At 69.9% G+C, this 25,067-nt stretch carries 25 protein-coding genes; 4 read left to right on the forward strand and 21 right to left on the reverse strand.

Translation table 11 applies throughout. The annotated features are described in order from the left end of the window. Positions 1–6 precede the first annotated feature (6 nt). The 18 genes from EV685_RS16330 to EV685_RS16415 all read right to left on the reverse strand — a co-directional run bounded on the left by EV685_RS16330 (position 7) and on the right by EV685_RS16415 (position 17,419). Positions 7–1,392: an amidohydrolase family protein gene (locus EV685_RS16330; RefSeq protein WP_130483106.1), complete on the reverse strand. Its 1,386-nt coding sequence runs from the start codon at positions 1,390–1,392 to the stop codon at positions 7–9. Continuing rightward, on the reverse strand, positions 1,389–2,306 hold the full coding sequence (locus EV685_RS16335; RefSeq protein ID WP_242615630.1) for an ABC transporter permease: 918 nt from the start codon (positions 2,304–2,306) through the stop codon (positions 1,389–1,391). The genes EV685_RS16330 and EV685_RS16335 overlap by 4 nt, the downstream gene beginning before the upstream one ends. Then, positions 2,303–3,130 (reverse strand): ABC transporter ATP-binding protein, encoded by an 828-nt coding sequence (locus EV685_RS16340; protein ID WP_130483107.1) that lies wholly within the window; start codon positions 3,128–3,130, stop codon positions 2,303–2,305. Before EV685_RS16340 ends, EV685_RS16335 begins: the two co-directional genes overlap by 4 nt. Continuing rightward, positions 3,127–4,101 carry an isopenicillin N synthase family dioxygenase gene (locus tag EV685_RS16345; protein ID WP_130483108.1) on the reverse strand — a complete coding sequence of 325 codons (975 nt, stop codon included), beginning with the start codon at positions 4,099–4,101 and terminating at the stop codon, positions 3,127–3,129. The genes EV685_RS16340 and EV685_RS16345 overlap by 4 nt, the downstream gene beginning before the upstream one ends. A gap of 76 nt (positions 4,102–4,177) precedes the next feature. Beyond that, complete coding sequence (locus EV685_RS16350; RefSeq protein ID WP_420820836.1) at positions 4,178–5,182, reverse strand: ABC transporter substrate-binding protein; 1,005 nt, start codon at positions 5,180–5,182, stop codon at positions 4,178–4,180. 86 nt (positions 5,183–5,268) lie between these two features. Continuing rightward, positions 5,269–6,075 carry a creatininase family protein gene (locus EV685_RS16355; protein WP_130483109.1) on the reverse strand — a complete coding sequence of 269 codons (807 nt, stop codon included), beginning with the start codon at positions 6,073–6,075 and terminating at the stop codon, positions 5,269–5,271. 20 nt (positions 6,076–6,095) lie between these two features. Then, positions 6,096–6,557, reverse strand: coding sequence for a RidA family protein (locus EV685_RS16360; protein WP_165396829.1), 462 nt, complete (start codon positions 6,555–6,557; stop codon positions 6,096–6,098). 11 nt (positions 6,558–6,568) lie between these two features. Beyond that, complete coding sequence (locus EV685_RS16365; RefSeq protein ID WP_165396830.1) at positions 6,569–7,180, reverse strand: NAD(P)H-dependent oxidoreductase; 612 nt, start codon at positions 7,178–7,180, stop codon at positions 6,569–6,571. Between the two features lie 288 nt (positions 7,181–7,468). Further along, positions 7,469–8,500, reverse strand: coding sequence for an aromatic ring-hydroxylating dioxygenase subunit alpha (locus EV685_RS16370; RefSeq protein WP_130483112.1), 1,032 nt, complete (start codon positions 8,498–8,500; stop codon positions 7,469–7,471). 229 nt (positions 8,501–8,729) lie between these two features. Further along, entirely contained in the window at positions 8,730–8,945 is a 216-nt protein-coding gene (locus tag EV685_RS16375) for a cold-shock protein (RefSeq protein ID WP_130483113.1), read from the reverse strand. Positions 8,946–9,217: 272 nt separating this feature from the next. Then, the gene (locus tag EV685_RS16380; RefSeq protein WP_130483114.1) at positions 9,218–9,736 is read right to left on the reverse strand and encodes a nucleoside deaminase; all 519 of its coding nucleotides are present in this window, start codon (positions 9,734–9,736) and stop codon (positions 9,218–9,220) included. A 31-nt stretch (positions 9,737–9,767) separates the two neighbouring features. Further along, on the reverse strand, positions 9,768–10,553 hold the full coding sequence (locus EV685_RS16385; RefSeq protein ID WP_130483115.1) for an ABC transporter permease: 786 nt from the start codon (positions 10,551–10,553) through the stop codon (positions 9,768–9,770). Continuing rightward, positions 10,550–11,362 (reverse strand): ABC transporter ATP-binding protein, encoded by an 813-nt coding sequence (locus EV685_RS16390; protein ID WP_130483116.1) that lies wholly within the window; start codon positions 11,360–11,362, stop codon positions 10,550–10,552. Before EV685_RS16390 ends, EV685_RS16385 begins: the two co-directional genes overlap by 4 nt. Then, positions 11,359–12,354, reverse strand: a complete 996-nt coding sequence (locus EV685_RS16395) for an ABC transporter substrate-binding protein (RefSeq protein ID WP_130483385.1) — start codon at positions 12,352–12,354, stop codon at positions 11,359–11,361. Before EV685_RS16395 ends, EV685_RS16390 begins: the two co-directional genes overlap by 4 nt. A gap of 211 nt (positions 12,355–12,565) precedes the next feature. Further along, the gene (locus EV685_RS16400) at positions 12,566–13,858 is read right to left on the reverse strand and encodes a M20/M25/M40 family metallo-hydrolase (RefSeq protein ID WP_130483117.1); all 1,293 of its coding nucleotides are present in this window, start codon (positions 13,856–13,858) and stop codon (positions 12,566–12,568) included. A 57-nt stretch (positions 13,859–13,915) separates the two neighbouring features. After that, complete coding sequence (uraD, locus tag EV685_RS16405) at positions 13,916–15,667, reverse strand: 2-oxo-4-hydroxy-4-carboxy-5-ureidoimidazoline decarboxylase (RefSeq protein ID WP_130483118.1); 1,752 nt, start codon at positions 15,665–15,667, stop codon at positions 13,916–13,918. Between the two features lie 13 nt (positions 15,668–15,680). Beyond that, positions 15,681–16,646: an allantoinase PuuE gene (puuE, locus tag EV685_RS16410; RefSeq protein WP_130483119.1), complete on the reverse strand. Its 966-nt coding sequence runs from the start codon at positions 16,644–16,646 to the stop codon at positions 15,681–15,683. After that, entirely contained in the window at positions 16,643–17,419 is a 777-nt protein-coding gene (locus tag EV685_RS16415; RefSeq protein WP_242615631.1) for a GntR family transcriptional regulator, read from the reverse strand. The genes puuE and EV685_RS16415 overlap by 4 nt, the downstream gene beginning before the upstream one ends. A 95-nt stretch (positions 17,420–17,514) precedes the next feature. On the opposite strand from EV685_RS16415, the gene uraH reads away from it, so the two are divergent. Continuing rightward, a complete protein-coding gene (gene uraH, locus EV685_RS16420) occupies positions 17,515–17,871 on the forward strand; it encodes a hydroxyisourate hydrolase (protein WP_130483120.1) in 357 nt (118 codons plus the stop codon). On the opposite strand, the gene EV685_RS16425 is transcribed toward uraH, so the two are convergent. Further along, positions 17,872–20,022, reverse strand: a complete 2,151-nt coding sequence (locus EV685_RS16425; RefSeq protein ID WP_130483121.1) for a putative bifunctional diguanylate cyclase/phosphodiesterase — start codon at positions 20,020–20,022, stop codon at positions 17,872–17,874. Positions 20,023–20,268: 246 nt separating this feature from the next. Between EV685_RS16425 and EV685_RS16430 the strand changes: the two genes are divergently transcribed. The 3 genes from EV685_RS16430 to EV685_RS16440 are packed head-to-tail and all read left to right on the forward strand — an operon-like array spanning position 20,269 to position 23,401. Further along, the gene (locus EV685_RS16430) at positions 20,269–21,933 is read left to right on the forward strand and encodes an Ada metal-binding domain-containing protein (protein ID WP_130483122.1); all 1,665 of its coding nucleotides are present in this window, start codon (positions 20,269–20,271) and stop codon (positions 21,931–21,933) included. Next, the gene (locus EV685_RS16435; protein WP_130483123.1) at positions 21,930–22,502 is read left to right on the forward strand and encodes a methylated-DNA--[protein]-cysteine S-methyltransferase; all 573 of its coding nucleotides are present in this window, start codon (positions 21,930–21,932) and stop codon (positions 22,500–22,502) included. The genes EV685_RS16430 and EV685_RS16435 overlap by 4 nt, the downstream gene beginning before the upstream one ends. 14 nt (positions 22,503–22,516) lie before the next feature. Next, positions 22,517–23,401 (forward strand): DMT family transporter, encoded by an 885-nt coding sequence (locus EV685_RS16440; protein ID WP_130483124.1) that lies wholly within the window; start codon positions 22,517–22,519, stop codon positions 23,399–23,401. A gap of 51 nt (positions 23,402–23,452) precedes the next feature. On the opposite strand, the gene EV685_RS16445 is transcribed toward EV685_RS16440, so the two are convergent. Together EV685_RS16445 and EV685_RS20815 are read right to left on the reverse strand one after the other, a co-directional pair. After that, the gene (locus EV685_RS16445; RefSeq protein WP_130483125.1) at positions 23,453–24,049 is read right to left on the reverse strand and encodes a PEP-CTERM sorting domain-containing protein; all 597 of its coding nucleotides are present in this window, start codon (positions 24,047–24,049) and stop codon (positions 23,453–23,455) included. A 266-nt stretch (positions 24,050–24,315) separates the two neighbouring features. Further along, a complete protein-coding gene (locus EV685_RS20815) occupies positions 24,316–25,014 on the reverse strand; it encodes a hypothetical protein (RefSeq protein WP_207224852.1) in 699 nt (232 codons plus the stop codon). Between the last annotated feature and the right edge of the window lie 53 nt (positions 25,015–25,067).

Genomic DNA, 25,067 nt, shown 5'->3' on the forward strand with positions numbered 1-25,067 from the left:
GCCGGTTCAAGCCAGCCGTGTCTTGAGCGCGGCGACTTCGGCGGCGGCCTGCGCGCGCAGCTCGGCCAGGTCCAGGCCAGGGATGGCGCCGTCCTCGACCACCACCCGACCGCCGACCAGCACCGCGCGGGCACGGCCCCGGCCGCTGACGACCGGCGCGACGGCCGGGTCGTGCAGGCCGAAGTGGGCGGGCTCGTCAAGGTCGTAGATGACCAGGTCGGCGGCCTGCCCCGGCCGCAGCGTGCCGACCGCGTCCAGGCCCAGCACCCGCGCACCGCCGGCCGTGCCGACGTGGATGACGTCGGCCACCGGCAGCGCGCCCGCGCCGTGCAGGGCGCGGTGGATCAGCCAGCAGGCATGGGCCTCGCTGAGCATGTCGGCCGCCTCGTTGGAGGCCGCGCCGTCGACCGCCAGCGAGACCGGCACGCCGGCCGCCAACGCCGCCACCAGCGGTGCGACGCCGGAGCCCAGCCGGCCGTTGCTCTGCGGGCAATGGGCGATGCCGGTGCCGGTCTCGGCGCAGCGCTGCACCTCGGCCGGGCTGAGGTGGACCATGTGGGCATACCAGACGTCCGGTCCGACCCAGCCGTGGCGCTCGACGAACTCAAGCGGCGTGCAGGCGTGCACCTCGCGGCAGTAGCGCACGTAGTCAACCGTCTCCGACAGGTGGCTGTGCAGCTGCACGCCCAGCGCACGGGCCTCGCGGGCGATCACGTCCAGCTCGTCGGGCAGCACCGACCAGGTCGGCGTGGTGGGGGCGCAGACCACCCGCCGCATCGCGTCCGGGGCCGGGTCGTGGAAGCGTTGCACGTCACGCGCCAGGCCGGTCAGCAGCTGGTCCAGCGTCTCGGGTTGGACCTGCGGTGACGGCGTGGTGTCGACCATGCGGCTGACGGTCTGCCCGCCGCGTGCCAGCACCATCCGCACGCCCAGGCGTTCGGCCTCGTCGAACACCGCCGCGCTCGGGTCCCAGGGCATGCCCGGCCAGAGGTGGTACTGGTGGTCCGAGACGGTGGTGCAGCCCGACAGCAGCAGCTCGACCAGGCCGACCCGCGCGGCCAACCGCAGCGTGTGTTCTTGGTCGAAGCCGCGCCGCCAGCGCACCGGCACGGCGCTGAGCCAGCCCATCAGGTCCAGGTCCAGACCCTCGGGGATGCCCTTGAGCAGGCTCTGGAACAGGTGGTGGTGGGTGTTGACCCAGCCGGGCATGACGACGCCGCCGCGGGCGTCCAGCACCCGCTCACCGGGCTCGGGCGACAGATGCCCGGTGGCGGCGATGCGGCCGGCGCGGATGCGGATGTCCTGCCCGCCTGCCAGACGCGCCTCGGCGCCGCGCAGGCCGGTCCAGACGGCGCAGGCGCCGGTGATGAGCAGGTCGTGACCGGCGGTCATGTCTGCCCCTGTTCGCTCTCGTGCCAGCCGCCCAGCACCGCGCGGGTCAGCAGGGCCAGCGCGACGAAGAGCAGCACGCCGGTCACGCTGATCAGGAAGAGCGCGGCGAACATGCGCGGGATGTTGAGCTGGTAGCCCGACTGCAGGATCTGGTAGGCCAGACCCGTGCCGGTGCCGCCGGTGCCGGCGACGAACTCGGCCACCACCGCACCGATCAGCGCCAGGCCGGCGCTGATGCGCAGCCCGGCGAAGAAGTAGGGCAGCGCGCTCGGGATGCGCAGGCGCACCAGCGTCTGCCAGCGGCTGGCCCGGTTGAGCTGGAAATAGGCCGCCAGCCCCGGGTTGACGCTGCGCAGGCCCAGCGTGGTGTTGGCGATGACCGGGAACAGGGCGACCAGCGTGGCGCAGATCACCAGCGAGGCGGTCGGGTCCTTGACCCAGATGATGATCAGCGGCGCGATCGCCACGATGGGCGTGACCTGCAGCAGCACCGCATAGGGAAACAGCGCCGTCTCGATCCAGCGGCTCTGCACGAACAGGAAGGCCACCGCGACCCCCACCACGCAGGACGCCAGGAAGGCCAGCAGCGTGATCTTCAGCGTGGTCCACAGCGCGCCGGTCAGCAAGGCGAAGTCCTCGACCAGCGTGGCCGCGATGCGGGTCGGCGAGGGCACCAGGTAGGCCGGTACGTTGGCCATCACCACCCAGGCCTGCCACAGCGCCAGCAGCACCAGCGCGACCAGCAGCGGCAGCAGCGCGCGCTGCACCGCCGGCAGCGCCAGCCAAGGCGTGCGGCGGGTCGGGCGCGGACGGCGCTTCGGGGCGGTGACGAAGCCGGTGGTGCGGATCGGGGTGGGCGGCGCCTCGACCGTGCCCAGGTCCTTCATGTCGATGTGGGCGGTGGCGGTGTTCATGCGGGGCGTCCTTCGGTGGCGAGACGGTCCTCGTCCTGACTGGCTCGCAGCAGGCTGTCTTGCAGGTGGGCCGCGATCTGGGCGTAGCGCTGGCTGACCCGCCAGGCGGGGCCGCGCGGGTAGGGCTGGTCGATCTCGACCTGTTCGACCACACGCCCGGGCCGCGCGGCCATCACCACCACCCGGCTGGACAGGAAGACCGCCTCGTGGATCGAGTGGGTCACGAACACGACGGTCAGCTTCTGGCGTTGCCAGAGTTCGAGCAGGTCGCCGTCCAGCCGATTGCGGGTGATCTCGTCGAGCGCGCCGAAGGGCTCGTCCATCAACAGCAGCTGCGGTTCGGTGACAAGGCCGCGCGCGATCGACACCCGCATCTGCATGCCGCCGGACAGCTCGCGCGGGCGTTGGCCGGCAAAGCGTGTCAAGCCGACCAGGCTCAGCGCCTGAGCCACCTTGGGGTCGGCCTCCGCCGGCGCCACGCCCTGCAGGTCCAGCGGCAGGCGCACATTGCGGGCGACCGTCGTCCAGGGCATCAGCGTGGCCTCCTGGAACACGAAGGCCAGGCGCTTGCCGACGCTGGCGAGCTGCTCGACCGGCCGGTGCCACAACTGGATGCGGCCATCGGTGGGCGCCAGCAGGCCGGCGATCATCTTCAGCAGCGTGCTCTTGCCGCAGCCTGAAGGGCCCAGCAGCGTGACGAACTCGCCTTCGCGGATCGACAGGTCAACCGGCAACAGCGCCCGCGTGCCATTGGGGTAGACCTGCTCGGCCGACATGATGTCGATGGCCGGGACCGTGGGCGGGTCCGCGTCGGTGGCGGTCATGCGGTGTTCTCCGTGAGCGTGGTGCGGCGGTACATCTCGACGATGTGCTCGCCAGCGGTGATGGGGGCATGGCGCGCCGGGTTGTCGGCGCTGCAGCAGGTCGGCAGCACCTCGACGCGGGCGTGGTAGTCGATGTCGAAGAAGTAGGCGATCGAGTGCCGGTCCCGGCCGCTCTGGGCGTTGACCACCCGGTGCAGCGTGGAGCGGTAGGCGTCGTTGGTCCAGCGCTGCATCAGGTCGCCCAGGTTGACGACGAAGCTGCCCTCGATCGGCCGCGCGTCCAGCCAGCGGCCGAGTTCGTCGCGCACCTGCAGGCCGCCGGCATCGTCTTGCGCCAGCAGCGTGATGCCGCCCCAGTCGGTGTGTGCGCCCGAGCCGATCTGGTCATCGAGCTGGCTGGCCTGCTGCGGCGGGTAGTGCAGCAGCCGCAGGATCGGCATGGGGTCGTGCAGGAAGGGCTCGAAATGCGTGCGCGGCAGGCCCAGGCCGAGGGCGATCAGGCCCATCAGGTGACGGCCCAGCCGCTCCATCGCGGCCGCATAGGTCTCGCAGGCCTGCCGAAAGCCGGGCGCATGGGCCTCGTCCGGCCACAGGTTGGGGCCGTGGTTGGGCGTGCCGGCGCGCACCAGCGGGTCGTCCAGGCCACGTTCGGCGCCGAGGTAATAGCTCTCCTTGAGATCGGCGGGCCGACCGGCTTCGAGCGCCTGCCAGCCGATCGGGTCATAGCCGCGCTTGAGGCCGCCGGAGCGTTCGATGTGGCAGGCGTTCTTGATGGCCTCGGGCAGCTCGAAGTAGCGCCGATTGACCATGAACAGGTGGCTGATCAGGGCCAGCGGCACGCCGTGGCCGACCACGTAGAAGAAGCCGTGGCGGCGGCAGGCCGCGTCGATCTGGCGGGCCACGGCGCGCGGGCCGTCGGGATCGGTGCCGAAGCTCGGCGCAAGGTCGATGACGGGCAGGTTGGCTTGCATGCGGGTCTCCGTGTGGCCTGGGCGCGCGGCTTCTCGGGGAGGTCGCAGGCGCCCAGGCTGATAGGGCATGGCGACCTCAGGGCATGATCTTCAGGTCCTTGACGAACTCGGTGGTGTAGACCGTCTTGAGGTCGACCTTCGAGGCATCCAGCAGCTTGTTGGCGACCATCATGTCGTAGGTCTTTTTCATGCGCTCGTCGGTCATGATGCCGATGCCGAGCTTGGCGGCGTCCCCGCCCATGACCATGCCGGTCTCCTTCATCTTGGCGATGCCGTTGGCGATGACGTCGTCGGTCATGTTCGGGTTGTCCTTCTTGATCAGCGCATTGGCCGGTGACGGGTCCCCCGTGAGGTAGGACTTCCAGCCTTCCATCGTCGCCTTGACGAAGGCGGCCACCACGGCCTTGCGCTCCTTGACGGTCTTCTCCATGCAGACCACCGAGGTCGAGTAGGGCGGCCAGCCGAAGTCCGACAGCAGGAAGACGCTGGGCTTGAACTTGCCTTCCTTCTCGATCTTGAAGGGCTCGCTGGAGAGGTAGCCCTGCTGCGCGATCTCCTTGTCGGCCATGAAGGGCTGCACGTTGAAGGTGTAGGGCTTGGCCATGTCGTCGGTGTAGCCGTAGGTGGTCTTCAGCCACGGCCAGAAGGTCGAATGGGCCGACGAGGAGATCAGCACCGTCTTGCCCTTGAGGTCCTCCAGCTTCTTGACATGGGGGTGCGCCAGCAGCACCTGCGGGTCCTTCTGGAACGAGGCCGCGACCGTCATGGCCGGCACGCCCTGCTCGCGCGCCTTCATGGTCTGCGTGTCGTAGCCCATGTAGCAATCGGCCGCGCCGGCGGCGATCAGCTGCAGGCCGTTGACCTGCGGGCCGCCCATCTTCACGGTCACGTCCAGGCCGGCCTTCTTGTAGAGGCCGGTGGCGAGTGCCTGGTAGAAGCCGCCGTGTTCGGCCTGTGCGTACCAGTTGGTCAGGTAGGTGAACTTCTCCTGCGCCTGGGCTTGCGTGTGCGTGGCAAGGGCCACAGCACCGATCAGCATGAGACGGCCGAGGGTGCGCGACGAACGAAGGAACGTGGGCATGGCGAGGCTCCGGGGTTGAGGTTGGGGACGGTGAATGTGTGGGTCTGCGGGGATGTGTGCGTGAGCGTGTTCTGGGGGAGCGCGCATCAATCGACCTCCCGCGCTGGCCAGTCCAGCCGGTGCAGGTCGGTGATGGCAGCGGCCCAGCTGTCGGCCAGCGAGTCGAGGATGGCGAGGCCCTGCTCGCGCGTGGCCGGGTGCGGGTCGCCGATGACGCCGCTCGGGCCGAAGTCGCGGGCGACCCAGGCGGCGGTGGGCCGGCCGTCGGGTGACAGCGAACGCGGGAACTCGCGCGGGTAGTGCGCCACCGCCCGGTCCATGTGGACCGTCTCGGGCGCCAGCGCCAGGATCAGCGCGGTCTCGGCATGGCCAGCGTGCATGGCCAGGCGGCGCTCGCGTTCATCGAGGTAGCGGTGGGCCACATTCGGCACGCGCCAGGTGAAGTGCGGCACGACCACGAAGTCGCCGTGGCGCAGCCGCAGCGCACGGGCTGCCATGTCCATCACCTGCGGCTGGCCGCCGTGGGCATTGACGATCAGCAGCTTGCGAAAGCCCGCCCGCCAGACCGACTCGCCGATGTCCTCGACCAGGGCCTGCAGCGTCGCGCCACTGGTCGTCAGCGTGCCCGGGAAGTGTGTGTGTTCATCGGACTTGCCGTAGGTCAGCGGGGGCAGCGCATAGGCCGGCACGGCCGCATCCAGCCGCTGCAGCGCCGCGCCAACGACACCGGCGGCGATCAGCGCATCGACCGCGCAGGGCAGGTGCGGGCCATGCTGCTCGATGGTGCCCGCGGCCAGCACGATCACCGTGTTGGCACGGTCGGGCAGGGCCTCGATGGCCGTCCAGCTCAGATAGGGCAGGAAGCGGTGCGGGGGGATGTCGCCATGCAGCATCGGGTCACTCCTGGGTGGGGCTATGCATCGGGCGTGCCGAGCCAGACGGTGGCCTCGACCTCGACCAGGATGTCCGGCGACGGCAGCATCGCGCTGACCTCCACCACGGTCGACGCGGGCGGCAGGCCGGGGAAGAAGAGCTTGCGCACGCGGCTGTAGTTCGGGAAGTGGTCCAGGTCGCGGAAGTACTGCACCAGCTTGACGACCTGGTCCATGCGCGCACCGGCGCTCTCCACCGTGGCGCGGATGCGGTCCAGCACATACCAACTCTGCGCCAGGATCGGCCCCTCGCGCCAGTCGGTCGAAAACTCGTGGCTGCGCCCGAGCAGCGCCTGGGCCTCGGGCGGGATGTCGTCATAGCCGCGCACGATGCGGCCGGCGGCCGGATCGACCGCGATCACGCCCGACAGCAGCAGCCAGTCGCCACAACGCCGATAGGCGCTGTAGCGGGCCAAGGGTTGGGCGATGTCCTGCGTGTTCATCGGCATCCTCCTCAGGCGCGCACCCGCGACAGCGTGTGGCGCACACGCGCCAGGAAACGGCTGCGGTCCGCGTGACTGGCATAGTTCATCGCATGCAGCTGCAGCCAGGTGGTGCGGCAGCCACGGGCATACAGCGGCTTCAGGCCGCGCAGGAACAGGCGCCGGCCCGGGTCGCCGATCCAGCGCAGCCACCACCACGGCGAGCCCGAGGTCGTGATGCCGCAGAACCAGCGGATGTTGGTCAGCGCGCCGACGATCGGCCGGTGCCGCGAGCCGCCCAGGCCGAAGCTCACGCCCGGCAGGAAGACCCGGTCCAGCCAGCCCTTGAGCAGGGCCGGCGGGCCGTACATCCAGGTCGGGTAGACGACCACCCAGCCCTCGGCCCAACGCAGCGCGTCCACATGGGGCTGCACCGCCGCGATGTTGCGGTCGGTGTCGACCAGGTAGCTGCGCTTCTCATCCGGGCTCAGCACCGGGTCGAACTGGCCTTGCGCATGCAGGGCGTAGAGGTCGACCTCGCGCAGCTCGTGGCCAGCCTCGCGCAGGGCGTCCGCTGCCGTCTGCCGCAGCGCGGCGCTGTAGCTGTTTGGATCGGGGTGGCACCAGAGCAGCAGGATCTTCACGGTGGACGTGCGTCGGTTCTTGATCAGGTCGATGCCGCACCCGCGCGCTGCGCGGCCACTGCCGCGACGGGTCACGCCGGGTGCAACACCAGAACTTGGCGTGGCTCACGCGATGAGCCACACCGGCTGGTCAAGAGCAATTTCCTGCCACCCGAGGCGGGTGGCTGAACGCTTCTACTCTTGTGCGAGATCAATGCATGGGCCGTGCCAGCCGTGTATCGCGGGGATCGTGGCCTTCATGCACCGGCGACAGGCGCGGTGCACCGGGACACATCGCCGCGACCAACCTCAGCGGTGCACCTCGGACTCGCCGTGGCGCGCCAGCAGTTCCATCAGGTGCTTGCGGATCAGCATGCCGGGCCGGTCGCTGTCCATCGAGAACTCGACGCCGCGCCGGCGTGTGTCGACCAGCGCGTCCGGATCGGTCGACTCCAGGATGGCCTTGTCCTCGCGCGTGATCTCGGCATCGAAGTCGATCAGCAGTTGCGCCGGGCAGTCTTCCTCGGTGTCGTTGCGGAACAGCCATTGGCAGAGCTGGATGTGGCCGTCGTCGATGGGCGTGAAGCAGTTGATGATGACGTGGCGCACCCCGCCGGGGTACTCGATGTCCAGCCGGCGCGAGAAGGGCAGGTAGTAGGCATTGCGCATGTGGCGCGTGGTGATGGGCTCGCTCACGCCGCTGATGCGCTGAAAGGCGGGCGGGTTGACGGCGGCGATCACCGTCTCGGCATGGAAGCCGGCCTCGGTCGTCACCAGCTCGTAGCGGCTCGGCGCCGGCTGGGCCGCGACGCCGAAGGTCGCGCGGTGCACGAAGCTGAAGTGCGAGTTGTCGAAGCTGTTCTCCAGCGCCCGCAGCGGGCTGCAGGCCCAGGTCTCGTGGAACTGGAAGATGGTGCGCCAGCCCGGCGCGCCGAACTCGGGGATGTCGGGGATGTCGGCCAGCGGCGCCTCGTCCGGGCCGACCAGCGCGACCCAGGCATAGCCGTGGCGGGCCACGCAGCGATACGCGGGCGTGCAGTAGTCGGGCGGGATGGCCCGCTCGGGCGGGTACTGCGGGATCTCGATGACACGACCGCTGCGGTCATAGCGCCAGCCGTGATAGCCGCACTGGATCGTGCCGCCCTTGCACCAGCCCAGGGACAGCTTGGCGGTGCGGTGGCAGCAGCGGTCCTTCAGCGCGGCGGGTTGGCCGTGTTCATCGAGGAAGAGCACGATCGCCTCGCCCAGCAGCGTGAACGGACGCGGTCCGTCGGCCAGGTCGGTCAAGGGCATCACGGCGTGCCAGAAGCGGCGGAAGACGGCTTGTTGCGCGGTCAGCATGGGGTCTCCTTCCGGTCGGGTGGACCAGCGTGGTGAAGGGAACCGAGCAATTTCCGGCCGCACGCAGCACCGGCCTCGGGCCAGGTGCGGGGGTGAACGCTTCTACTCGACGTGCAGCGGTCTTTGCAGGTCGCGTGCCAGGCATGAAAAAAGCCGCCCGAAGGGGCGGCTTTCGCATCAGGCTCATCGACTGAGCCACCCGCAGCGCGGGCGGCTGGTCGTGGGCTGATTACATCGGCTTGATGTTCGCGGCTTGCAGGCCCTTCGGGCCTTGCTTGACTTCGAACTCGACCTTCTGGTTTTCCTGCAGGCTGCGGAAGCCGCCGCCGTTGCGGATTTCGCTGTGGTGGGCGAACAGGTCCTTGGAGCCGTCAGCCGGCGTGATGAAGCCGAAGCCCTTGCCGTCGTCGAACCACTTGACCGTGCCTTGTTGAGTCGTGCTCATGGGAGTTTCCTTTGTGTGTGTCGGAAAAAACAAAAACACCCGCCGGCAAACGCCTGCGGGGACAGCAACACTCAAGAAACGTCAAACCGGGAGTTGGAAGACTTGGCCGGCGGTGATCGGTGCAACCTGCGAGAGGTTGTGAACCACTGCGGAAGAGGAGCAAGACCTTGAAGAAACGGCCTTGGTGCATGTCTGTGGCTGCAGGATAGCCTGTTTGTGCGGGGTAGCACCCATTTATTTATGGCGAGCACACATCAGTGGGTGATGCGGCCTCAGCGCAGGCGCCAGAAATCACGGTGCAGCGCGGCGATCTCGTCTTCGACCTCGGGCACCGGGCCCCAGACGCCGATGGCCTTCTGGCCGCGTGCGAAGACATCGCGGCAGGGCAGGTCCAGCGTCGGGTTCTCGGCGTGGTTGCCGGTCAGGTGGAGCAGGCGGGCCTCGGACATGCCGTAGACCAGCCGGCCGATGTGGGCCCAGTACTGCGTGCCGGCACACATGCAGCAGGGCTCGACGGTGGTCACCAGCGTGCTGCGCCAGAGCGTGTGGGCATCGAAGCGGCGGGCCGCCTCGCGCGCCAGCACCGCCTCGGCATGGTTGACGCTGTCGACGTTGCCCTGCGTGAGCAGCACCGTCTCGCCGTCCGGCCCGATCAACAGCGCACCGAAGGGGTGATGGCCTTGTGCCAGTGCCTGTGCGGCGATGTCGTTGGCGGCGCGCAGCCAGCGCGCCAGCTGGGCTGGAGTAGGAGCGGGCGTAGGGGCGGCAGTAGGGTCGTCGGGTGTCGTCATGGCAACAGTCTGCCGTCTCGCTCGTCGCGCTTCAATGCCCCTGCGACCCCCGATGTGCCCAGCCCGTCGTGCGGCGCTCGACCACCGAGAACAGCTCGTACATGGCCATGGCCATGGCACCGACCACCACCAGGCCGGCGAAGGCCAGGCCCATCTGCATGGAACTGCCGGCGCTGATCAGGAGGTAGCCGATGCCCTCGTTGGCAGCGGTCATCTCCGAGACCGTGGTGCCGACGAAGGCGAGCGTGATGGCGACCTTCAGCGAGCCGTAGAAGTAGGGCATCGAGCGCGGCAGGCCGACCTTGATCAGCACGTCCCAGCGCTTGGCGCCCAGCACGCGCAGCACGTCTTCCAACTCGGGCTCCAGCGTTGCCAGACCGGTGGCGATGTTGACCATGATGGGGAAGAAGCTGATCAGGAAGGCGGTCAGCACGGCCGGGCCAACCCCGATGCCGAACCACACCACCAGGATGGGCACGAAGGCGGCCTTGGGCAGGGCGTTGAAGGCCGTCATCAACGGGTAGACGGCGGTGTAGGCCATGCGCGAGCTGCCGATCAGGAAGCCCAACAGCACGCCCACGACGATGGACAGGCCGAAGCCGGCCATCGTCACCCAGAAGGTGCGCCAGGCGTGGCCGGCGATGGTCTTGCCGTGTTCGGCGATCGCCTGCGCGATCGCCCAGGGGCTGGGGAAGATGAACTCCGACACGCCCAGGCCGCTGCACAGCAGCTGCCAGATCAGCAGCGTGGCGACCAGCAGGAGCCAGGGCGAGGCTTGTTCGAGGCGGCGTGCGCGTGTCGTCTGCAGGCTGCTCATGGCGTGGCCTCCGTGCGGTTCTGGCGGATCGCGCCGATGTGGCCGCGCAGCTCATGCACGATGGCGGTGAACTCGGGTGTGTAGGTCAGCTCCAGGTCACGCGGACGCGGCAGGTCGATCTCGCGGCGGACCACGAAGCGGCCGGGGCTCTTGCTCATGACGTAGACCGTGTCGGCGAGGAAGACGCTCTCGCGCAGGTCGTGCGTGACCAGGATGACGTTGAACTTCTGCGTCGCCTGCAGGTCGCGCAGCACGCACCACAGCTCTTCGCGGGTGAAGGCATCGAGCGCGCCGAAGGGCTCGTCGAGCAGCAGCATCTTGGGCTCGTGGATCAGCGCGCGGCAGATCGACGCGCGCTGCTGCATGCCGCCGGAGAGCTGCCACGGGAACTTGTCCTCATAGCCGCCCAGGCCGACGCGCTGCAGCAGCGCGCGGGCTTTTTGCTCGTATTCATCGCGCTTCTGGCGAAACGAGCTGCGCCAGGGTTCGACGATCTCCAGCGGCAGCATGACGTTGGCCACCGTCGTGCGCCAGGGCAGCAGGCTGGGCGCCTGGAAGGACATGCCGGTGATCTTCAGCGGACCGTCGACCTCGCGGCCGTCGATCACGACCGTGCCGCGACTGGGCCGCCTGAGGCCCGTCGCCAGCTTCATGAAGGTCGACTTGCCACAGCCCGACGGGCCGACGATGGCGATGAACTCGCCCTCGTGGACCTTCAGGTTGATGTCCTCGACGGCGTAGTGGCCGGCGGCTTCCAACTCGTCGTTGTAGGCGAGCCAGACGCCATCAAAGTCGACGAAGGCGCTCACTTCTTCTTGGCCCCGAAGATGTCGCGCTCGGCCGCGCTCGGCAGGAAACTGCCGTTCCAGATCGCGGCAACGTTGACCCGTTCCTTGGTGGCAAACGCGTCCGAGACCTGACTGGCCATCAGCGCCAGGCGCGGGCCCTTGACCTCGCCGAAGCCTTCGGCGCGCGCGTCCGGCGTCAGCACGGTGGCGTCCAGCGCCAGCTGCAAGCGGCGGGTCTCCAGCGCGGCATTGACGATGCCATCGCGTTCCTTGACGGTGGCGACCGCTGCAGCCGGGTCGGCGATGACGTCCTTCAGGCCCTTGGTGAAGGCGCGCAGGAAGGCCTTCACCGCGTCCGGGTTCTTCTTGAGGAAGTCCTCGCCGACGATGATCGCGTTGCCGTAGAGCTTCACGCCGTGCTGCGGGTAGGGCAGCACCACGATGTCCTCGGTCTTGACGCCGCGGGCTTCGAGGTTGAGCAGCGAGGTGAAGGAAAAGCCGGTGATCGCGTCGATGTCGCCGCGCACCAGCATGGTCTCGCGCAGCGGCGGGTCCATCGCGGTCCAGGCCACGTTGGTGATCTTGTTCTCGGCCGCGAAGATCGGCCAGGCCTTGCGGCCGGCGTCGAAGACCGGCGCACCGAGCTTCTTGCCGCTGAGGTCCGAGGGCTTGCTGATGCCGCTCTTCTTCAGGGCCAGCACCGCCGCCGGCGTGTTGTTGTAGACCATCATGACGGCGACCGGCTTGTTGGGCACCGTCGGGTTGTTGGCGTGGAACTCCATCAATGCGGCCAGGTCCGCAAAGCCCATGTCATAGGCACCCGAGGCCACGCGGGTGACGGTGCCGCCCGAGCCGTTGCCGGCGTCGACGGTGACGGTGAGCTTCTCGGCCTTGTAATAGCCCTTGGTGGCCGGCACCAGGAACAGTGCGGCCGGACCCTCGAAGCGCCAGTCGAGCTGGAACTTGATGGCGGTCTCTTGCGCCAGCGCCGGGCTGACGGCGGCCAGTGCCATCGATGCGCCGGCGGCGAGGCTGCAGATCAGGCGGATGGACAGGTCCAGTGCGCGGCGGCGGGGCAGGGCTTGCGAGCGGTCATCGTGGTGCATGGTGGCGTCCTGGCTGGGGGTTTGGAGTGAGCCCAGTCCAGGGTGCAAGAACCATGCGCACGGTCGACGCGCCAAAGCGGTGCGTCTGGGCGTGCCTTGAGGCACGCCCCGCGCCAGATCAGCGCAGCAGGTCCAGCAAGGTGCGCGCGACGACCTTCGTGGCACGTCGCAGGTCGTCCAGCACGATGTGCTCATCGGCCCGCTTGGCGTTGGACTCGCGCACGGTGCGCGGGCCGGCGCCGTAGATCACCGCCGGGATGCCGCGCTCGCAGTACAGCCGCACATCGGTGTAGAGCGGCGTGCCGGACTCGGGGATGGGCTCGCCGAAGACCTCCTCGCCGTGGCGCTGCAGGGCCTCGACCAGCGGCCGGTTGCCGGCCAGCGGCTTGAGCGCGTGCGCCATCAGCATGCGCTTGATGTCGACCGTGACGCCGGGCACCGTGGCCGCTGCCGCGCGGATGACGGCGTGCAGCGTGGCCTCGACCTCGTGCGGGTTCTCCTCGGGGATCATGCGGCGATCGAGCTTGATCACGACCTTGCCGGGGATCACGTTGGTGTTGGTGCCGCCCTGGATCAGGCCGACGTTGAGGTAGGGGTGGGTGATGCCCTTGACCGACGAGCGCACCTGCTTGTAGAGCACGTTCTGCGCATACAGCGCGTTGAGCACGGCGGTGGCGCCCTGCAGCGCGTCGACGCCGCTGTCGGGAATGGCGGCATGGGCCATCACGCCGTGCACCGTCACCTCCATCTGCAGACAGCCGTTGTGGGCCGTCACGACCTGGTAGCTGAAGCCGGCGGCGATCTCGAAGTCGGGCTTGGTGAGGCCGTGGTCCAGCAGCCAGCCGGGGCCCAGCTCGCCGCCGAATTCCTCGTCGTAGGTGAAGTGCAGCTCTACGCCGCCCTTGAGCGGGTTCTGGCTCGACGGGCTCATCGACTGAGCCAGTGCCTCGACCGCCCGCACCGCGTAGGTGAAGGTCGAGAAGTCGCACTTGCTGACCGCTGCGGCGCGGCCATAGAGCTTGCCGTCGGCGACGTCGCCGCTGTAGGGGCCATGTGTCCAGCCTTCGCCCGGCGGGACCACGTCGCCGTGGGCGTTCAGGGCGATCACCGGGCCGCCCTCGGCATAGCGGCGGCGCACGATCAGGTTGGTGATGGATTCGAGCCCGGCGGCGCGCACGGCCTCGGCCGGCACGGCGTGTTTCTCGGCGACCAGGCCCATGGCGGCGAGCAGCTCGGCGGTGCGTTCCGCGTGGGGCGCGTTGTTGCCGGGCGGCGTGTCGGTCGGCACGCGCACGAGTTCCTGCAGGAAGCGCACCTGCTCGTCGAAGTGCTCGTCGATCCAGCGGTCGAGGGCGGCGTAGGAAGGGGTGGCGCTGGCGGTGGGAACAGCGTGGTCAGGCGAGTCGCTCATGTCGGGCTTTCCGGGCGGTTGAGGCGGTCGGTTGAGGCGGGGGGATGTGGTTCGATCTCAGGCGAGGTGTTCGAGCAGGTGCAAGAAGGCCCGCACGCTCAGATCGATGTCGTCGTTGGTGCTCGATTCGAGCGGGTTGTGGCTGATGCCCGCGTTCAGGCCGCGCACGAACAACATGGCCTGTGGCATGACCTCGTGCAGCTTCATCGCGTCGTGGCCGGCCCCGCTGGGCATGCGGTGCAGCGGCAGGCCGAGGGCGGCAACGGCGGCTTCCCAGCGCGCCTGCCACGCCGGTGCGCTCGGGGCGGCCGAGGCGCGCATGGTTTCTTCCAGCGTGAACTGCAGGCCACGTCGCTCGCAGATGCGGGCCAGTTCGGCGCGCACGTCGTCGGCCAGCGCGTCGCGGGCGGCGTTGGTGGTGGCGCGCAGGTCCAGGCTGAACGCGCAGCGACCGGGCACGACGTTGATCGAGCCTGCCGGCACGGCCAGCATGCCGATGGTGCCGACCACGTCGGGGACCGAGGCGGCGCGGCGCTCGACATAGAGCGCCAGTTCGGCGACCGCCACGGCGGCGTCGCGGCGCCGGTCCATCGGCGTGGTGCCGGCGTGGCTGGCCATGCCGATGACCTCGCCGGTGTAGCGCACGCTGCCGTTGATCGAGCGCACGATGCCCAGCGGCAGGTCCAGCTCGCTGAGCACCGGGCCCTGCTCGATGTGGACCTCGACGAAGCCGAGGTAGCGCGTCGGGTCGCGCGCCACCTTGCCGATGTCGTCGACGCACAGGCCGGCGTGCTGCATGGCCTGGCGCATCGTGATGCCGTCGGCATCGGTCTGGTCCAGCCATGTGCTGTCGAAGTGGCCGGTGACGGCGCTGGAGCCCAGGAAGGTGGCCTTGTAGCGCTGGCCTTCCTCTTCGGCGAAGCCGATCACTTCGAGCCCGTGGGGCAGGCGCCGACCGGCGCGGTGCAGCTCGCGCACGCAGGCCATGGCCACCAGGATGCCGAGCCGGCCGTCGTACTTGCCGCCGTTGCGCACGGTGTCGTAGTGGCTGCCGGTCAGCAGGCGTGGCGCTGAAGGATCGCTGCCGTGGTAGATGCCGACGACGTTGCCGACCGCATCGATCGAGACCTCGTCGAAGCCGCAGTCCTCGCGCATGCCGTGCGCCAGGCGCTGGGCGCAGGCGCGGTGGGCATCGGTCAGGTAGGTGACGGTCAGGGCGCCGTCGACGTCGCTGTGCTGTGCCAGCTTCTCGGCCCAGTCCCACACCAGGTTGCCCAGCGTGGGCTCGACGCCGAACTTGTCGTTCAGGCGGATCTCGGCGATGCGGTGGATGTTGCGCAGCGCCTCGGCACGTTCGATGTCGACCGGGTGGCGCAGGCGGCGCTCGAAGGTCGCGATGATCTCGTGGCGGTTCAGCCCCAGGCCACGCGGACCGCGCACCGCGAGGATGAAGGGAAAGCCGAACCTCGCGTTGTAGTCGGCATTGAGCTGCTGGATGTGGGCGAACTCGGCCGGCGTGCAGTCGGTCAGGCCGGCCTTGCCCTGTTCGTTCGTCGACTCGGCCGTCAGGCTCTTGCTGACCATGGCCTTGCCGGCGAGCTCCGGGTGGGCTCGGATCAGCCGCAACTGGGCCTCGACGCCGGCTTGTGCGAGCACCGTGACCATGGCGTGCTTGAGGGCCCCCAGCGACACGAAGGGCCGCTGCGCCCAGGCCGCTTCGGCGATCCAGGGCGAGTGTTCGTAGGTGCCGTCCAGTGCCTGCGTGAAGTCGGCCTGCGACAGGCCGTTGAGGTGATCGAGGGTCAGCATGTCGAAGCGGTCCTCATTCCCAGATGAACGCGGTGGACGCGTCGAAAGGGTGGGTCTGGCGCCAGTGATTGGCGATGTCGATGCGGCGCGTGACCCAGACGCGGTCGTGCGCCTGCACATGGTCCAAGAAGCGCTGCAGCGCTTTCATGCGGCCGGGCCGGCCCAGCAGGCGGCAGTGCATGCCGATCGACATCATCGACGGCCGTTCGTCGCCTTCGGCCCAGTGCACGTCGAAGGCGTCCTTGAGGTATTGGAAGAACTCGTCGCCATGCGAATAGCCCTGCGGCAGCGCGAAGCGCATGTCGTTGCAGTCCAGCGTGTAGGGCACGACCAGGTGCGGGGCCAGCGCGCCGTCGGTCTTGCGCACCTGCAGCCAGAAGGGCAGGTCGTCGCCGTAGTAGTCGCTGTCGTAGGCGAAGCCGCCGTGATCGGCCACCAGGCGGCGGGTGCGGGGGCTGTCGCGGCCGGTGTACCAGCCCAGCGGACGCTCGCCGGTCAGGCGCTCGATGATGTCCATGCCGGTGCGCAGGTGGGCGCGTTCGGTCTCGGCGTCGACGTTCTGGTAGTGGATCCAGCGCCAGCCGTGGCAGGCGATCTCGTGGCCGAGTTCGACGAAGGCCTGGGTCACGTCGGGGCAGCGTTCCAGCGCCATCGACACGCCGAAGATGGTCAGCGGCAGGCCACGCCGCTCGAACTCGCGCAGGATGCGCCAGACGCCCACGCGCGAGCCGTATTCGTAGATGCCCTCCATCGACAGGTGACGGTCCGGGAAGGCTGGCGGGTTGAACATCTCGGAGAGGAACTGCTCGCTGCCGGCGTCGCCGTGCAGCACGCTGTTCTCGCCACCTTCCTCGTAGTTCAGGACGAACTGGACGGCCACGCGGGCCTGGCCCGGCCATTGCGCATGGGGCGGGTGGCGGCCGTGGCCGCGCAGGTCGCGGGGATAGCGCGGGAGGCTGGCGGGGGTCGGTTCGGTCATGGTGTCGGCGGGGTTGGGAGGGAAGGGGGGCGCAAGGCGCTGGCCAGATCGGGCACGCGCGGGTTCAGGCGCAGGTTGCGCTCGACGTTGCCCAGGTGCTGCTGCATCAGGCGCACGGCGGCGCGGACGTCGCGCTTCTCGAGCGCATCGACGATCTCGACGTGCTCGGCCTGCGAGTGCTCGGCCGAATGGGCGCTCTGGTACATCAGCGAGATCAGCGAGGAGCGCGACAGCAGGTCGGCCAGCAACTGGGCCAGCACCTCGTTGCCGAGCAGCCGGGCCAGCTTGACGTGGAAGTCGGCCAGCAGCCGGGTGCGGCCGGAGACGTCGGTGCGCACGACCGCATTCGCCTCGTCGCGCAGGTGGCGGCGCAGCTCGGCGATCTGGGCGTCGGTGATGACGGCGCACAGCTCGCGCACCATCGCCGCTTCCAGCATGCCGCGCACCGCGAAGACCTGCTGGGCCTCCTCGACGCTGGGCTGGGCGACGTGCGCACCGCGCGCCGGCTCGAGCGTCACCAGATGGTCGCGGCTGAGCTGGTTGAGGGCCTGGCGCACAAGGGTGCGCGAGACCTGGAAGATGTCGGCGATCTGCTGTTCGGCCAGCTTGGTGCCGGGCATCAGGCGGCGCTCGATGATGGCCGTGGTGATGGACTCGACGATGCGGTCGGTGACGCTGGCCGAGCCTGGCTTCCCATCGGTCTGGGCTGCTTCGGCGAGGCCCTCGTCGACCTCGGCGGCGCTGCTGCTGCGGGGCTTGCGGACGGCGGGCATCGACGTGGCTTCCGGGGTCTGGTGGGTTGACGTGTGTGCTCAAGTGTATACACTTTTGTACACCGCGCAAGCGTTCCAACCCGACAGGACACCCGATGGGAAAACTCACCACCCACGTGCTCGACACCGCCCACGGCTGCCCCGCCGCCGGCATGGCCGTGACGCTCTTCCGCCTGGACGATGACGGCCGGGCGCAGCCGCTCAAGGCCATCACGCTGAACCACGACGGCCGTGCCGACGGCCCGCTGCTCGAAGGCGACACGCTGCAGGTCGGCCGCTACCGCCTGGTCTTCGCCGTCTCGGCCTACTTCGCCGCGCGCGGCACGGTGCAGGCCGATCCGCCCTTCCTCGGCGAGGTCCCGCTGGACTTCGGCATCGCCGACACGGCGGCGCACTACCACGTGCCGCTGCTGGCGAGCCCGTGGAGCTACAGCACCTATCGGGGCAGTTGATCAGGCGGCGACCGGCGCCGTCAGACGAGCCACGCCGCTGCGATGCTGGCGCAGCCAGTCGACGAAGTCGGTCGACGACAGCGGTCGGCTGTAGAGATAGCCCTGGGCCTGGTCGCAGCCGAAGGCGCGCAGGCGCTGGCTGACGGCCTCGGTCTCGATGCCCTCGGCGACCACGCTCAGGCCCATGTGATGGGCCATGTCGATGGTCGAGCGCACGATGGTGACGTCGGCCTCGTCGCGGTCCAGGCTGCTGATGAAGGAGCGGTCGATCTTCAGCTCCTGCACCGGCAGCTTCTTCAGGTAGGCCAGCGAGGAATAGCCGGTGCCGAAGTCGTCGATCGCCAGGCGCACGCCCAGGCGGTTCAGGGCCTGCAGGCAGTCCATCGCCAGCAGCGGGTCGTCCATGATGGCGCTCTCCGTGACCTCCAGGCAGAGGTGGCCGGCCGCCACGCCGGCATGGCGCAAGGCGCGTTCGACCTGGGCCGGGAAGTCCGGCTGCATCAGGTCACGGGTCGACACGTTGACGTTCAGCGACAGGCCCGCCCAGCCCTCGCGGTGCCACTGCGCCAGTTGCAGCAAGGCATGGCCCAGCACCCAGCGGGTGATGGCCTTGATCGCGCCGGTCTGTTCGGCAAACGGGATGAAGCGGTCCGGCGGCACGATGCCGCGCTGCGGATGACGCCAGCGCACCAGCACCTCGGCGGCGTCGCAACGGCCATCGTCCAGGCGCAGCTTGGGCTGGAAGAGCAGGAAGAACTCGTCGGCCTCGGCCGCCCGGCGCAGGTCGCTCAACAGCGTCAGACCGTGTTCGATGTGGCGCTCCATGCCGGGCTCGAACAGACGCACGCCATGGTTGGCCGACTTGGCCTCGTTCATGGCCAGGTCGGCGCGCGCCATCAACTGGGCCGGGTTGAGCCCCTCGCGGTCGGCACAGGCGATGCCGATGCTGGCGCTGACATCGACGCGCTGGCCCTGGACCGGCACGGGCGCCTCCAGCGCGGCCAGCACACGACGGCCCAGCGCCAGGGCGGCCTGCGGGTCGCGGGTGGGCAGCAGCACGCCGAACTCGTCGCCGCCGAGGCGGGCGATCGCGTCGGTGGTGCGCGAGAGCGTGTCGCGCAGCCGGATGGCAACCTCCGCGAGCACCTCGTCGCCAAGCCGGTGGCCCAGCACCTCATTGACCTGCTTGAAGCGGTCGAGGTTGAGCACCAGCACCGACAGCGCATTGCCCTGCTGGCTGGACTGCTGCAGGGCGGTCTCCAGCCGGTTGCTGAACAGCGTGCGGTTGGCCAGGCCGGTCAGCTCGTCGCGGAAGGCCAGCTCGGCGATGCGGGCCTCGCGGCGCGCCAGGCTCAGGCGCATCTGGTCCATCGCGGCGGTCAGGCGACCGACCTCGTCATCGGCCGCTGGCGGCAAGGCGGTGTCGAGCCGACCGGCCGAGATCGCATCGGCCAGCGCGACGACCTCGCGCAGCGGCCGGGCGATCGAGCGGGTGATCAACAAGGCCGAGGCCAGCGCGAGCAGCACGGCCGCCGCGCCGATCGCCAGCAGGCGCAGCCGCACGGCCTCGTGCAGCGCGCGCAGCCGGGCGATGTCGTCCCCGGCGCGGCGGGCGCGCTGCTCGATCAGGTCCTCCAGCGCGAGTTGCAGTTCGTGTAGCGCCGGCATGGTCCGGTGGACCATCACCGGGCGGGCATGGGCGGTGTCGACCGCCAGGCTGGCGAGCGCCTCGTCGAAGGCCTCGATGTAGTGGCTGCGGGCCTGCACGACACGGCCGAGCCCATCGCCCTGCAGGCCACTGGCGAGGCTGCCGTCGAGCAGTGCGTCATAGGCGACCTGTTGGGCGCGGGCACTCGCGTCGACATGCTGACGCAGCGCGGCGCGGGCCTCAGGCTGGTCGACGACAAAGAGCGCGTAGAGGTGCTCGGCGCCGATCTGCGCGGTGTTCTGGGTCCGCTGGGCCAGCATGACCTGGTGCAGCGTGTCCTGGGTGATGGTGTCGACCGCCCGCTGCGTGGCGGTGGTCTGCGCCAGCGCCTGCGCCAGCACGATGCCCAGCACCAGCAGCACGAGCGCGAATGCCGCGCCCAGGCGTGCGGCAATGGGGATGCGCCGGATCTGGCGGATGAGGAGGGGCTCGACGGGCGACACGTGACGGGGTGGAAGGCCGTGGAGACCTTGCGCAGGCTGTGGTTGACCTGTGCTTATCGGCCGCGTCGTGTCGACCTGAACCTTGACATCGATCCAGTTGGTGCGGAGCCGGCGGCCTTGCCAGATCGGTCACGCTCGCAGGTCCGCAAGCCGCTCGCGATGCGAGCGCAGCGGCCAGGGTGGGACGCGATTTCCAGGTCCGAAAACGGCGAGCCTGCGGCTGGGCGCTGAGTATGATCGTGTCGCATGGACCCCCGGATCGAGCCACCTCAACGCGCCCAAGCCATCGATCGGCTCGATCCCGAGGCCTGTCACGCCGCCTTGCTGGCGCGTGATGCGCGCTTCGACGGGCAGTTCTTCGTCGCGGTGCGATCGACCGGCATCTATTGCCGACCGGTCTGCCGGGTCCGCTCGCCACGGCCTGAGAACTGCCGCTACTACCGCCATGCGGCTGCGGCAGAGGCGGCCGGCTTCCGACCCTGTCTGCGCTGCCGGCCGGAACTGGCGCCGGGGCTGGCCGCGCTGGACATGCCGTCGCAGCTGGCCTGGGCCGCAGCCCGGCGCATCGAGGCCGGTGAACTGGATGACGGCGACCTGCCGCAGCTCGCCGCCCGGCTGGGCATCACCGACCGGCATCTGCGGCGGGTCTTCCAGGCGACCTGGGGCGTCAGCCCGATCGACTATGCCCAGACGCAGCGCCTGCTTCATGCCAAGCGCCTGCTGGCCGACACCGACCTGCCGATCGGCGAGGTCGCGCTGGCGGCGGGCTTTGGCAGCCTGCGGCGCTTCAATGACCTGTTCCGACAGCGCTACCGCCTCGCGCCGCAGGACCTGCGCAAGCGCCGTGACCGTGCTGCCCGCGACGTTGAGGTCGACACCCCACACGACGGCCCACACGACGGCCCACGCGACACCCCCGGCCGCTGGAGCTTCGAACTGGCCTGGCGTCCGCCGTGTGACTGGTCCGGCTGGCTGGACGACCAGGCGCTGCGCGCGGTGCCGGGGCTGGAATGGCTGGACGGCGAGCGCCCGGCGCTGGCTGCAGGCGATCGCCGTGTCTATGCCCGCACGCTGCGCCTGACGGCGCGGGGTGGTGAACACCTCGGCTGGATCGCCCTGCAGCGCGCCGCGCCGGACCGTGAGGCGCTGCGCCTGACGCTGTCGCCCAGCCTGGCCGGCGCCTTGCCGCAGGCGCTGGCCGCTGCGCGCCGGCTGGCCGATCTGGGCGGCGACCCGCGGGCGGTGGCCGCCGTGCTGGGCGACCTGTGCGCCGCCGCGCCCGGCTTGCGCCTGCCCGGCGCGGCCGATCCGTTCGAGATGGCCGTGCGCGCGGTGCTGGGCCAGCAGGTCAGCGTGGCGGCGGCGCGCACCGTCGCGTCCCGGCTGGCACGGGCCTTCGGCGATGCGATCGAGACGCCCTGGCCGGCGCTGGACCGGGTCTTCCCGTCGGCACAGCGGCTGGCGGCCTGCACGCTCGACGACATCGCCGGGCTGGGCATCGTGGCCCAGCGTGCACGCGCCGTGCTGGCGCTGGCCCAGGCCGTGGCCGATGAGCGCATCAGCCTGGCGCCGAGCGCCGACCTTGCGGCGACACTCGCCGCCCTGCAGGCCTTGCCCGGCATCGGCGCCTGGACGGCACAGACCATCGCGCTGCAGGCGCTCGGCTGGCCGGATGCCTGGCCCAGCGGCGACCGGGTGCTGTTGCAGGCGCTGGCGCAGCGCGGCGACCTGCAGCCCGAAGACCCGGCGCGGTTCAGCCCCCGCGATGTGCGCGCCGCCGACGCCCGGGCCGAGGCCTGGCGACCCTGGCGCGGCTACGCCACCTTGCACCTCTGGCGACAGGCGCTGGCTTCCCGCAGTGCCCCGCCGAGCGAACCGACCGCATCACCCGATGCTCAGGACACCCGATGAACACGCATGAATTCCTCGACGTGGCCGCCACGTCAGCCGTCCGCTGGACCCGTCACGAGATCGCGCTGGGTCCGTTGGTGCTGGCCGCCAACGAGGCCGGGCTGGCCGGCATCTGGTTCGAGGGCCAGCGCCATTTCGACGGCCCCTTGGCCGGCTGGCGGCGCGACGATGCAGACGCCCTGCTGCATGAGACCGCCCGCCAGCTCGACGCCTGGTGTGCCGGCCGGAGACGCGATTTCGCGCTGCCGCTGGCCCCTGTCGGCACCCCTTTCCAGCGCGCCGTCTGGCGTGGTCTGTGCGAGATCGACCATGGCCAGCGCCTGAGCTATGGCGAGCTGGCGGCGCGGCTGGGCAAGCCGCAGGCCTCGCGGGCGGTCGGCGCGGCGACCGGGCGCAACCCGATCTCGCTGGTGATCCCCTGCCATCGCCTGGTCGGCGGCCAGGGCGCGCTGACCGGCTATGCCGGCGGGCTGCACCGCAAGGTCGCGCTGCTGGCCTTCGAGGCCGGGCAGGCCGACCTGCTGCTCGATCCGTTGGACGAGGTGGCGGGCCAGGCGGTGCCGGCATGACGGCGGTGGCGCGCATGACGCCGCGCGACATCGCCGAGATGGTGCTGCTGGCGGCGCTCTGGGGCGCGTCCTACCTGTTCATGCGCCATGCCGCGCCGGCCTTCGGCGCGGTGCCGCTGATCTGGCTGCGGGTGACGCTGGCCGCGTTGGTGCTGGTGCCGCTGCTGTGCTGGCATGGCGAATGGGCCGAGCTGCGGCGCGAGATCCGGCCGGTGGCCGTCGTCGGCATCCTCAACTCGGGCCTGCCCTTCGTGCTGATCGCCTGGGCGACGCTGTCGGTGACGGCCGGCTTCGCGGCCATCGTCAATGCGTCGACGCCCATCTTCACCGCGCTGGTCGGGGCGCTCTGGCTGGGCGACCGGCTGGACCGCAGCCGCAGCCTGGGTCTGGCGATCGGCTTTGGCGGGGTGTTGATGCTGTCGGCCGACAAGGCCGACTTCCGTCCTGGTGGCAGTGGCTGGGCGGTGGTGGCGCTGATGTCGGCTGCGCTGTGTTACGGCTTCGCGGCCAACATCGCCAAGCGTCACCTGGCCGGCGTCAGCGCGCGGGTCGGCGCCGGTGGCACGCAGGCGGTCTCGGGGGTGCTGCTGGCACCGCTGGCCTGGTGGCTGTGGCCCGAGACGCCGCCGCCGACCAGTGCCTGGGGCGCGGCGGTGTCGCTCGCCTTGCTGTGCACCGCCGCAGCCAACCTGCTGTTCTTCAGGTTGCTGGGCCGGCTCGGGGCGTCGCGGACGGTCACCGTCACCTTCATGATCCCGGTGTTCGGCAGCCTGTGGGGCGCGCTGTTCCTGGGCGAGTCGGTGACCGGCGCGATGTGGCGAGGCGGTGCGGTGATCCTGCTGGGCACCGCGCTGGCCACCGGCATCTTGCGGCTGCGCTGGCCGGCTCCGTCACGCTGAACCTGGTCCAGGCCCAGGCCCAGGCCTTGTGCTTGGCCGTGACGCGGCTGCTCAGAGCGCCGGGCGCACGCGCACGTTGTCCATCGCCAGCTGGTCCCAGTCGCCACCCTTGCCGGTTTTGGCGAACACGATCGCGACATAGTCGACCGGGCCGGTGTAGCTCGGGCGGATCAGCGTCTTCGCGCCGCTGAATCGCATCTTGCCGCGCTTGTCGGTGCGGCCGTCGTAGACCACCTTGCCCTTGAGTTGCAGCACGTAGTGGAAGGTTCCGCCGGCATCGACGCCACGGCGGCTCCAGAAATCGGCGCCGTCAAACAGGAAGGCGCTGCCGTCGGCCTTGCGCAGCGTGGCGGCACCGCCCGACAGGGCCAGGAAGACCTCGCTCGGCGCGCTGGCCAGCGTCATGAAGTGCCAGTTGCTGTTGGCGTACGACAGGCCCGCGTGGGGCGACGGCATCGGCGTTCCACCGGTGGATGCGCCAAGCTCGTTGTAGTTGATCGCCGTTTGGGCCGACGCCTGCCCGGTCAGACCGAACATCGCCACGCCCAGCCCGATGGCCAACACGGTGGCACGGCCACGTCCCGTCCAGGTGCGATGAGCGGTGTCGATCAGGCGGTGGTTCGGTTGGGCGGGGTGGTGACGGGTCATCTGCAAGGCTCCTGGCTCGACGGGTGGGTGGTGACATGCGCTGCGGCTGATTCCGGATGGCGCGAAACCAGTCTAAGGATCGGCAAGGTGCGGTCGCCGTGCAGATGGCACGGTCTGCCCATCACATTCGTCACAAGTGGGTAAATTCCCCCATGTTTGAGGGGGCGCGCAAAAAAGCCCGGCCGGACAGGCAGGCCACCCGAAGGTCGCCGCCGTCCGGCCGGGCCGGTTGGGCGAGGTCGGCGGTCGTGCGACCGCCGAACCGATCAGCCGCGCTGGACGTCGTCCGTGCCACGGCCGCGGTTGCGGCGCAGCAGGTCGTCTTCGGTGGTGCTGGGCGTGTCGTCGGCGCTGCCGTTCGGGCGCTGACCGCCCTTGTCGTCGCCTGCGGCGTCATCGGTGCCGCGACCTTGACGGACATGGCCCGGGGCGTCGTCGGTGCCACGACCCTGGCGGACATGGCCCGGGGCGTCATCGGTGCCGCGACCTTGGCGAACGTGGCCCGGGGCGTCATCGGTGCCACGACCTTGGCGGACATGGCCGGGAGCGTCGTCCGAACCACGGCCCTTGCTCGTGCGGCCGGCGCTGTCGTCGCTGCTGGACGAGGAACTGCTGGAGGACGAGCCGCTCGACGACGAGCTGCCCGACGACGAGCTGGAGCCGCTCGACGAGGAGCTGGAACCGCTCGACGAAGAGCCCGACGACGACGAACCCGACGACTTGCCGCTGGACGACGAACCGCTGTTCGACGACGAGCTCTTGGACGAGCCGCCCGACGAGGAAGTGCCGCTCTTGCTGGCCAGCAGCATGACCGGACGCTCGGCATCGGCGCTGCCGACGACGACCGGGGCGGCGCTGAAGCTCAGCGGGCCGGCCGGCAGGTGGGCCGCTTGGGCGACGGAACTGGCGAAGCCGAGGGCGGCCAGGGCAAGGGCGATGGGCAGGTGGCGGGTGGTCATGGTCATGGTGTTTCTCCGTTAGAGATGGGAACGTTTCCCATGTGTTGAAGTATAGAGAG

The sequence above is a fragment of the Sphaerotilus mobilis genome (assembly GCF_004216565.1).
Classification (GTDB): Bacteria; Pseudomonadota; Gammaproteobacteria; order Burkholderiales; family Burkholderiaceae_C; genus Sphaerotilus; species Sphaerotilus mobilis.

Excerpts from the sequence above, each read along its gene's own strand:
- EV685_RS16330 (WP_130483106.1), bottom strand. The coding sequence starts at position 1,392 with ATGACCGCCGGTCACGACCTGCTCATCACCGGCGCCTGCGCCGTCTGG.
- EV685_RS16335 (WP_242615630.1), bottom strand. The coding sequence starts at position 2,306 with ATGAACACCGCCACCGCCCACATCGACATGAAGGACCTGGGCACGGTC.
- EV685_RS16340 (WP_130483107.1), bottom strand. The coding sequence starts at position 3,130 with ATGACCGCCACCGACGCGGACCCGCCCACGGTCCCGGCCATCGACATC.
- EV685_RS16345 (WP_130483108.1), bottom strand. The coding sequence starts at position 4,101 with ATGCAAGCCAACCTGCCCGTCATCGACCTTGCGCCGAGCTTCGGCACC.
- EV685_RS16350 (WP_420820836.1), bottom strand. The coding sequence starts at position 5,182 with ATGCCCACGTTCCTTCGTTCGTCGCGCACCCTCGGCCGTCTCATGCTG.
- EV685_RS16355 (WP_130483109.1), bottom strand. The coding sequence starts at position 6,075 with ATGCTGCATGGCGACATCCCCCCGCACCGCTTCCTGCCCTATCTGAGC.
- EV685_RS16360 (WP_165396829.1), bottom strand. The coding sequence starts at position 6,557 with ATGAACACGCAGGACATCGCCCAACCCTTGGCCCGCTACAGCGCCTAT.
- EV685_RS16370 (WP_130483112.1), bottom strand. The coding sequence starts at position 8,500 with ATGCTGACCGCGCAACAAGCCGTCTTCCGCCGCTTCTGGCACGCCGTG.
- EV685_RS16375 (WP_130483113.1), bottom strand. The coding sequence starts at position 8,945 with ATGAGCACGACTCAACAAGGCACGGTCAAGTGGTTCGACGACGGCAAG.
- EV685_RS16380 (WP_130483114.1), bottom strand. The coding sequence starts at position 9,736 with ATGACGACACCCGACGACCCTACTGCCGCCCCTACGCCCGCTCCTACT.
- EV685_RS16385 (WP_130483115.1), bottom strand. The coding sequence starts at position 10,553 with ATGAGCAGCCTGCAGACGACACGCGCACGCCGCCTCGAACAAGCCTCG.
- EV685_RS16395 (WP_130483385.1), bottom strand. The coding sequence starts at position 12,354 with ATGGCACTGGCCGCCGTCAGCCCGGCGCTGGCGCAAGAGACCGCCATC.
- EV685_RS16400 (WP_130483117.1), bottom strand. The coding sequence starts at position 13,858 with ATGAGCGACTCGCCTGACCACGCTGTTCCCACCGCCAGCGCCACCCCT.
- uraD (WP_130483118.1), bottom strand. The coding sequence starts at position 15,667 with ATGCTGACCCTCGATCACCTCAACGGCCTGTCGCAGGCCGACTTCACG.
- puuE (WP_130483119.1), bottom strand. The coding sequence starts at position 16,646 with ATGACCGAACCGACCCCCGCCAGCCTCCCGCGCTATCCCCGCGACCTG.
- EV685_RS16415 (WP_242615631.1), bottom strand. The coding sequence starts at position 17,419 with ATGCCCGCCGTCCGCAAGCCCCGCAGCAGCAGCGCCGCCGAGGTCGAC.
- uraH (WP_130483120.1), top strand. The coding sequence starts at position 17,515 with ATGGGAAAACTCACCACCCACGTGCTCGACACCGCCCACGGCTGCCCC.
- EV685_RS16430 (WP_130483122.1), top strand. The coding sequence starts at position 20,269 with ATGGACCCCCGGATCGAGCCACCTCAACGCGCCCAAGCCATCGATCGG.
- EV685_RS16435 (WP_130483123.1), top strand. The coding sequence starts at position 21,930 with ATGAACACGCATGAATTCCTCGACGTGGCCGCCACGTCAGCCGTCCGC.
- EV685_RS16440 (WP_130483124.1), top strand. The coding sequence starts at position 22,517 with ATGACGCCGCGCGACATCGCCGAGATGGTGCTGCTGGCGGCGCTCTGG.
- EV685_RS16445 (WP_130483125.1), bottom strand. The coding sequence starts at position 24,049 with ATGACCCGTCACCACCCCGCCCAACCGAACCACCGCCTGATCGACACC.
- EV685_RS20815 (WP_207224852.1), bottom strand. The coding sequence starts at position 25,014 with ATGACCATGACCACCCGCCACCTGCCCATCGCCCTTGCCCTGGCCGCC.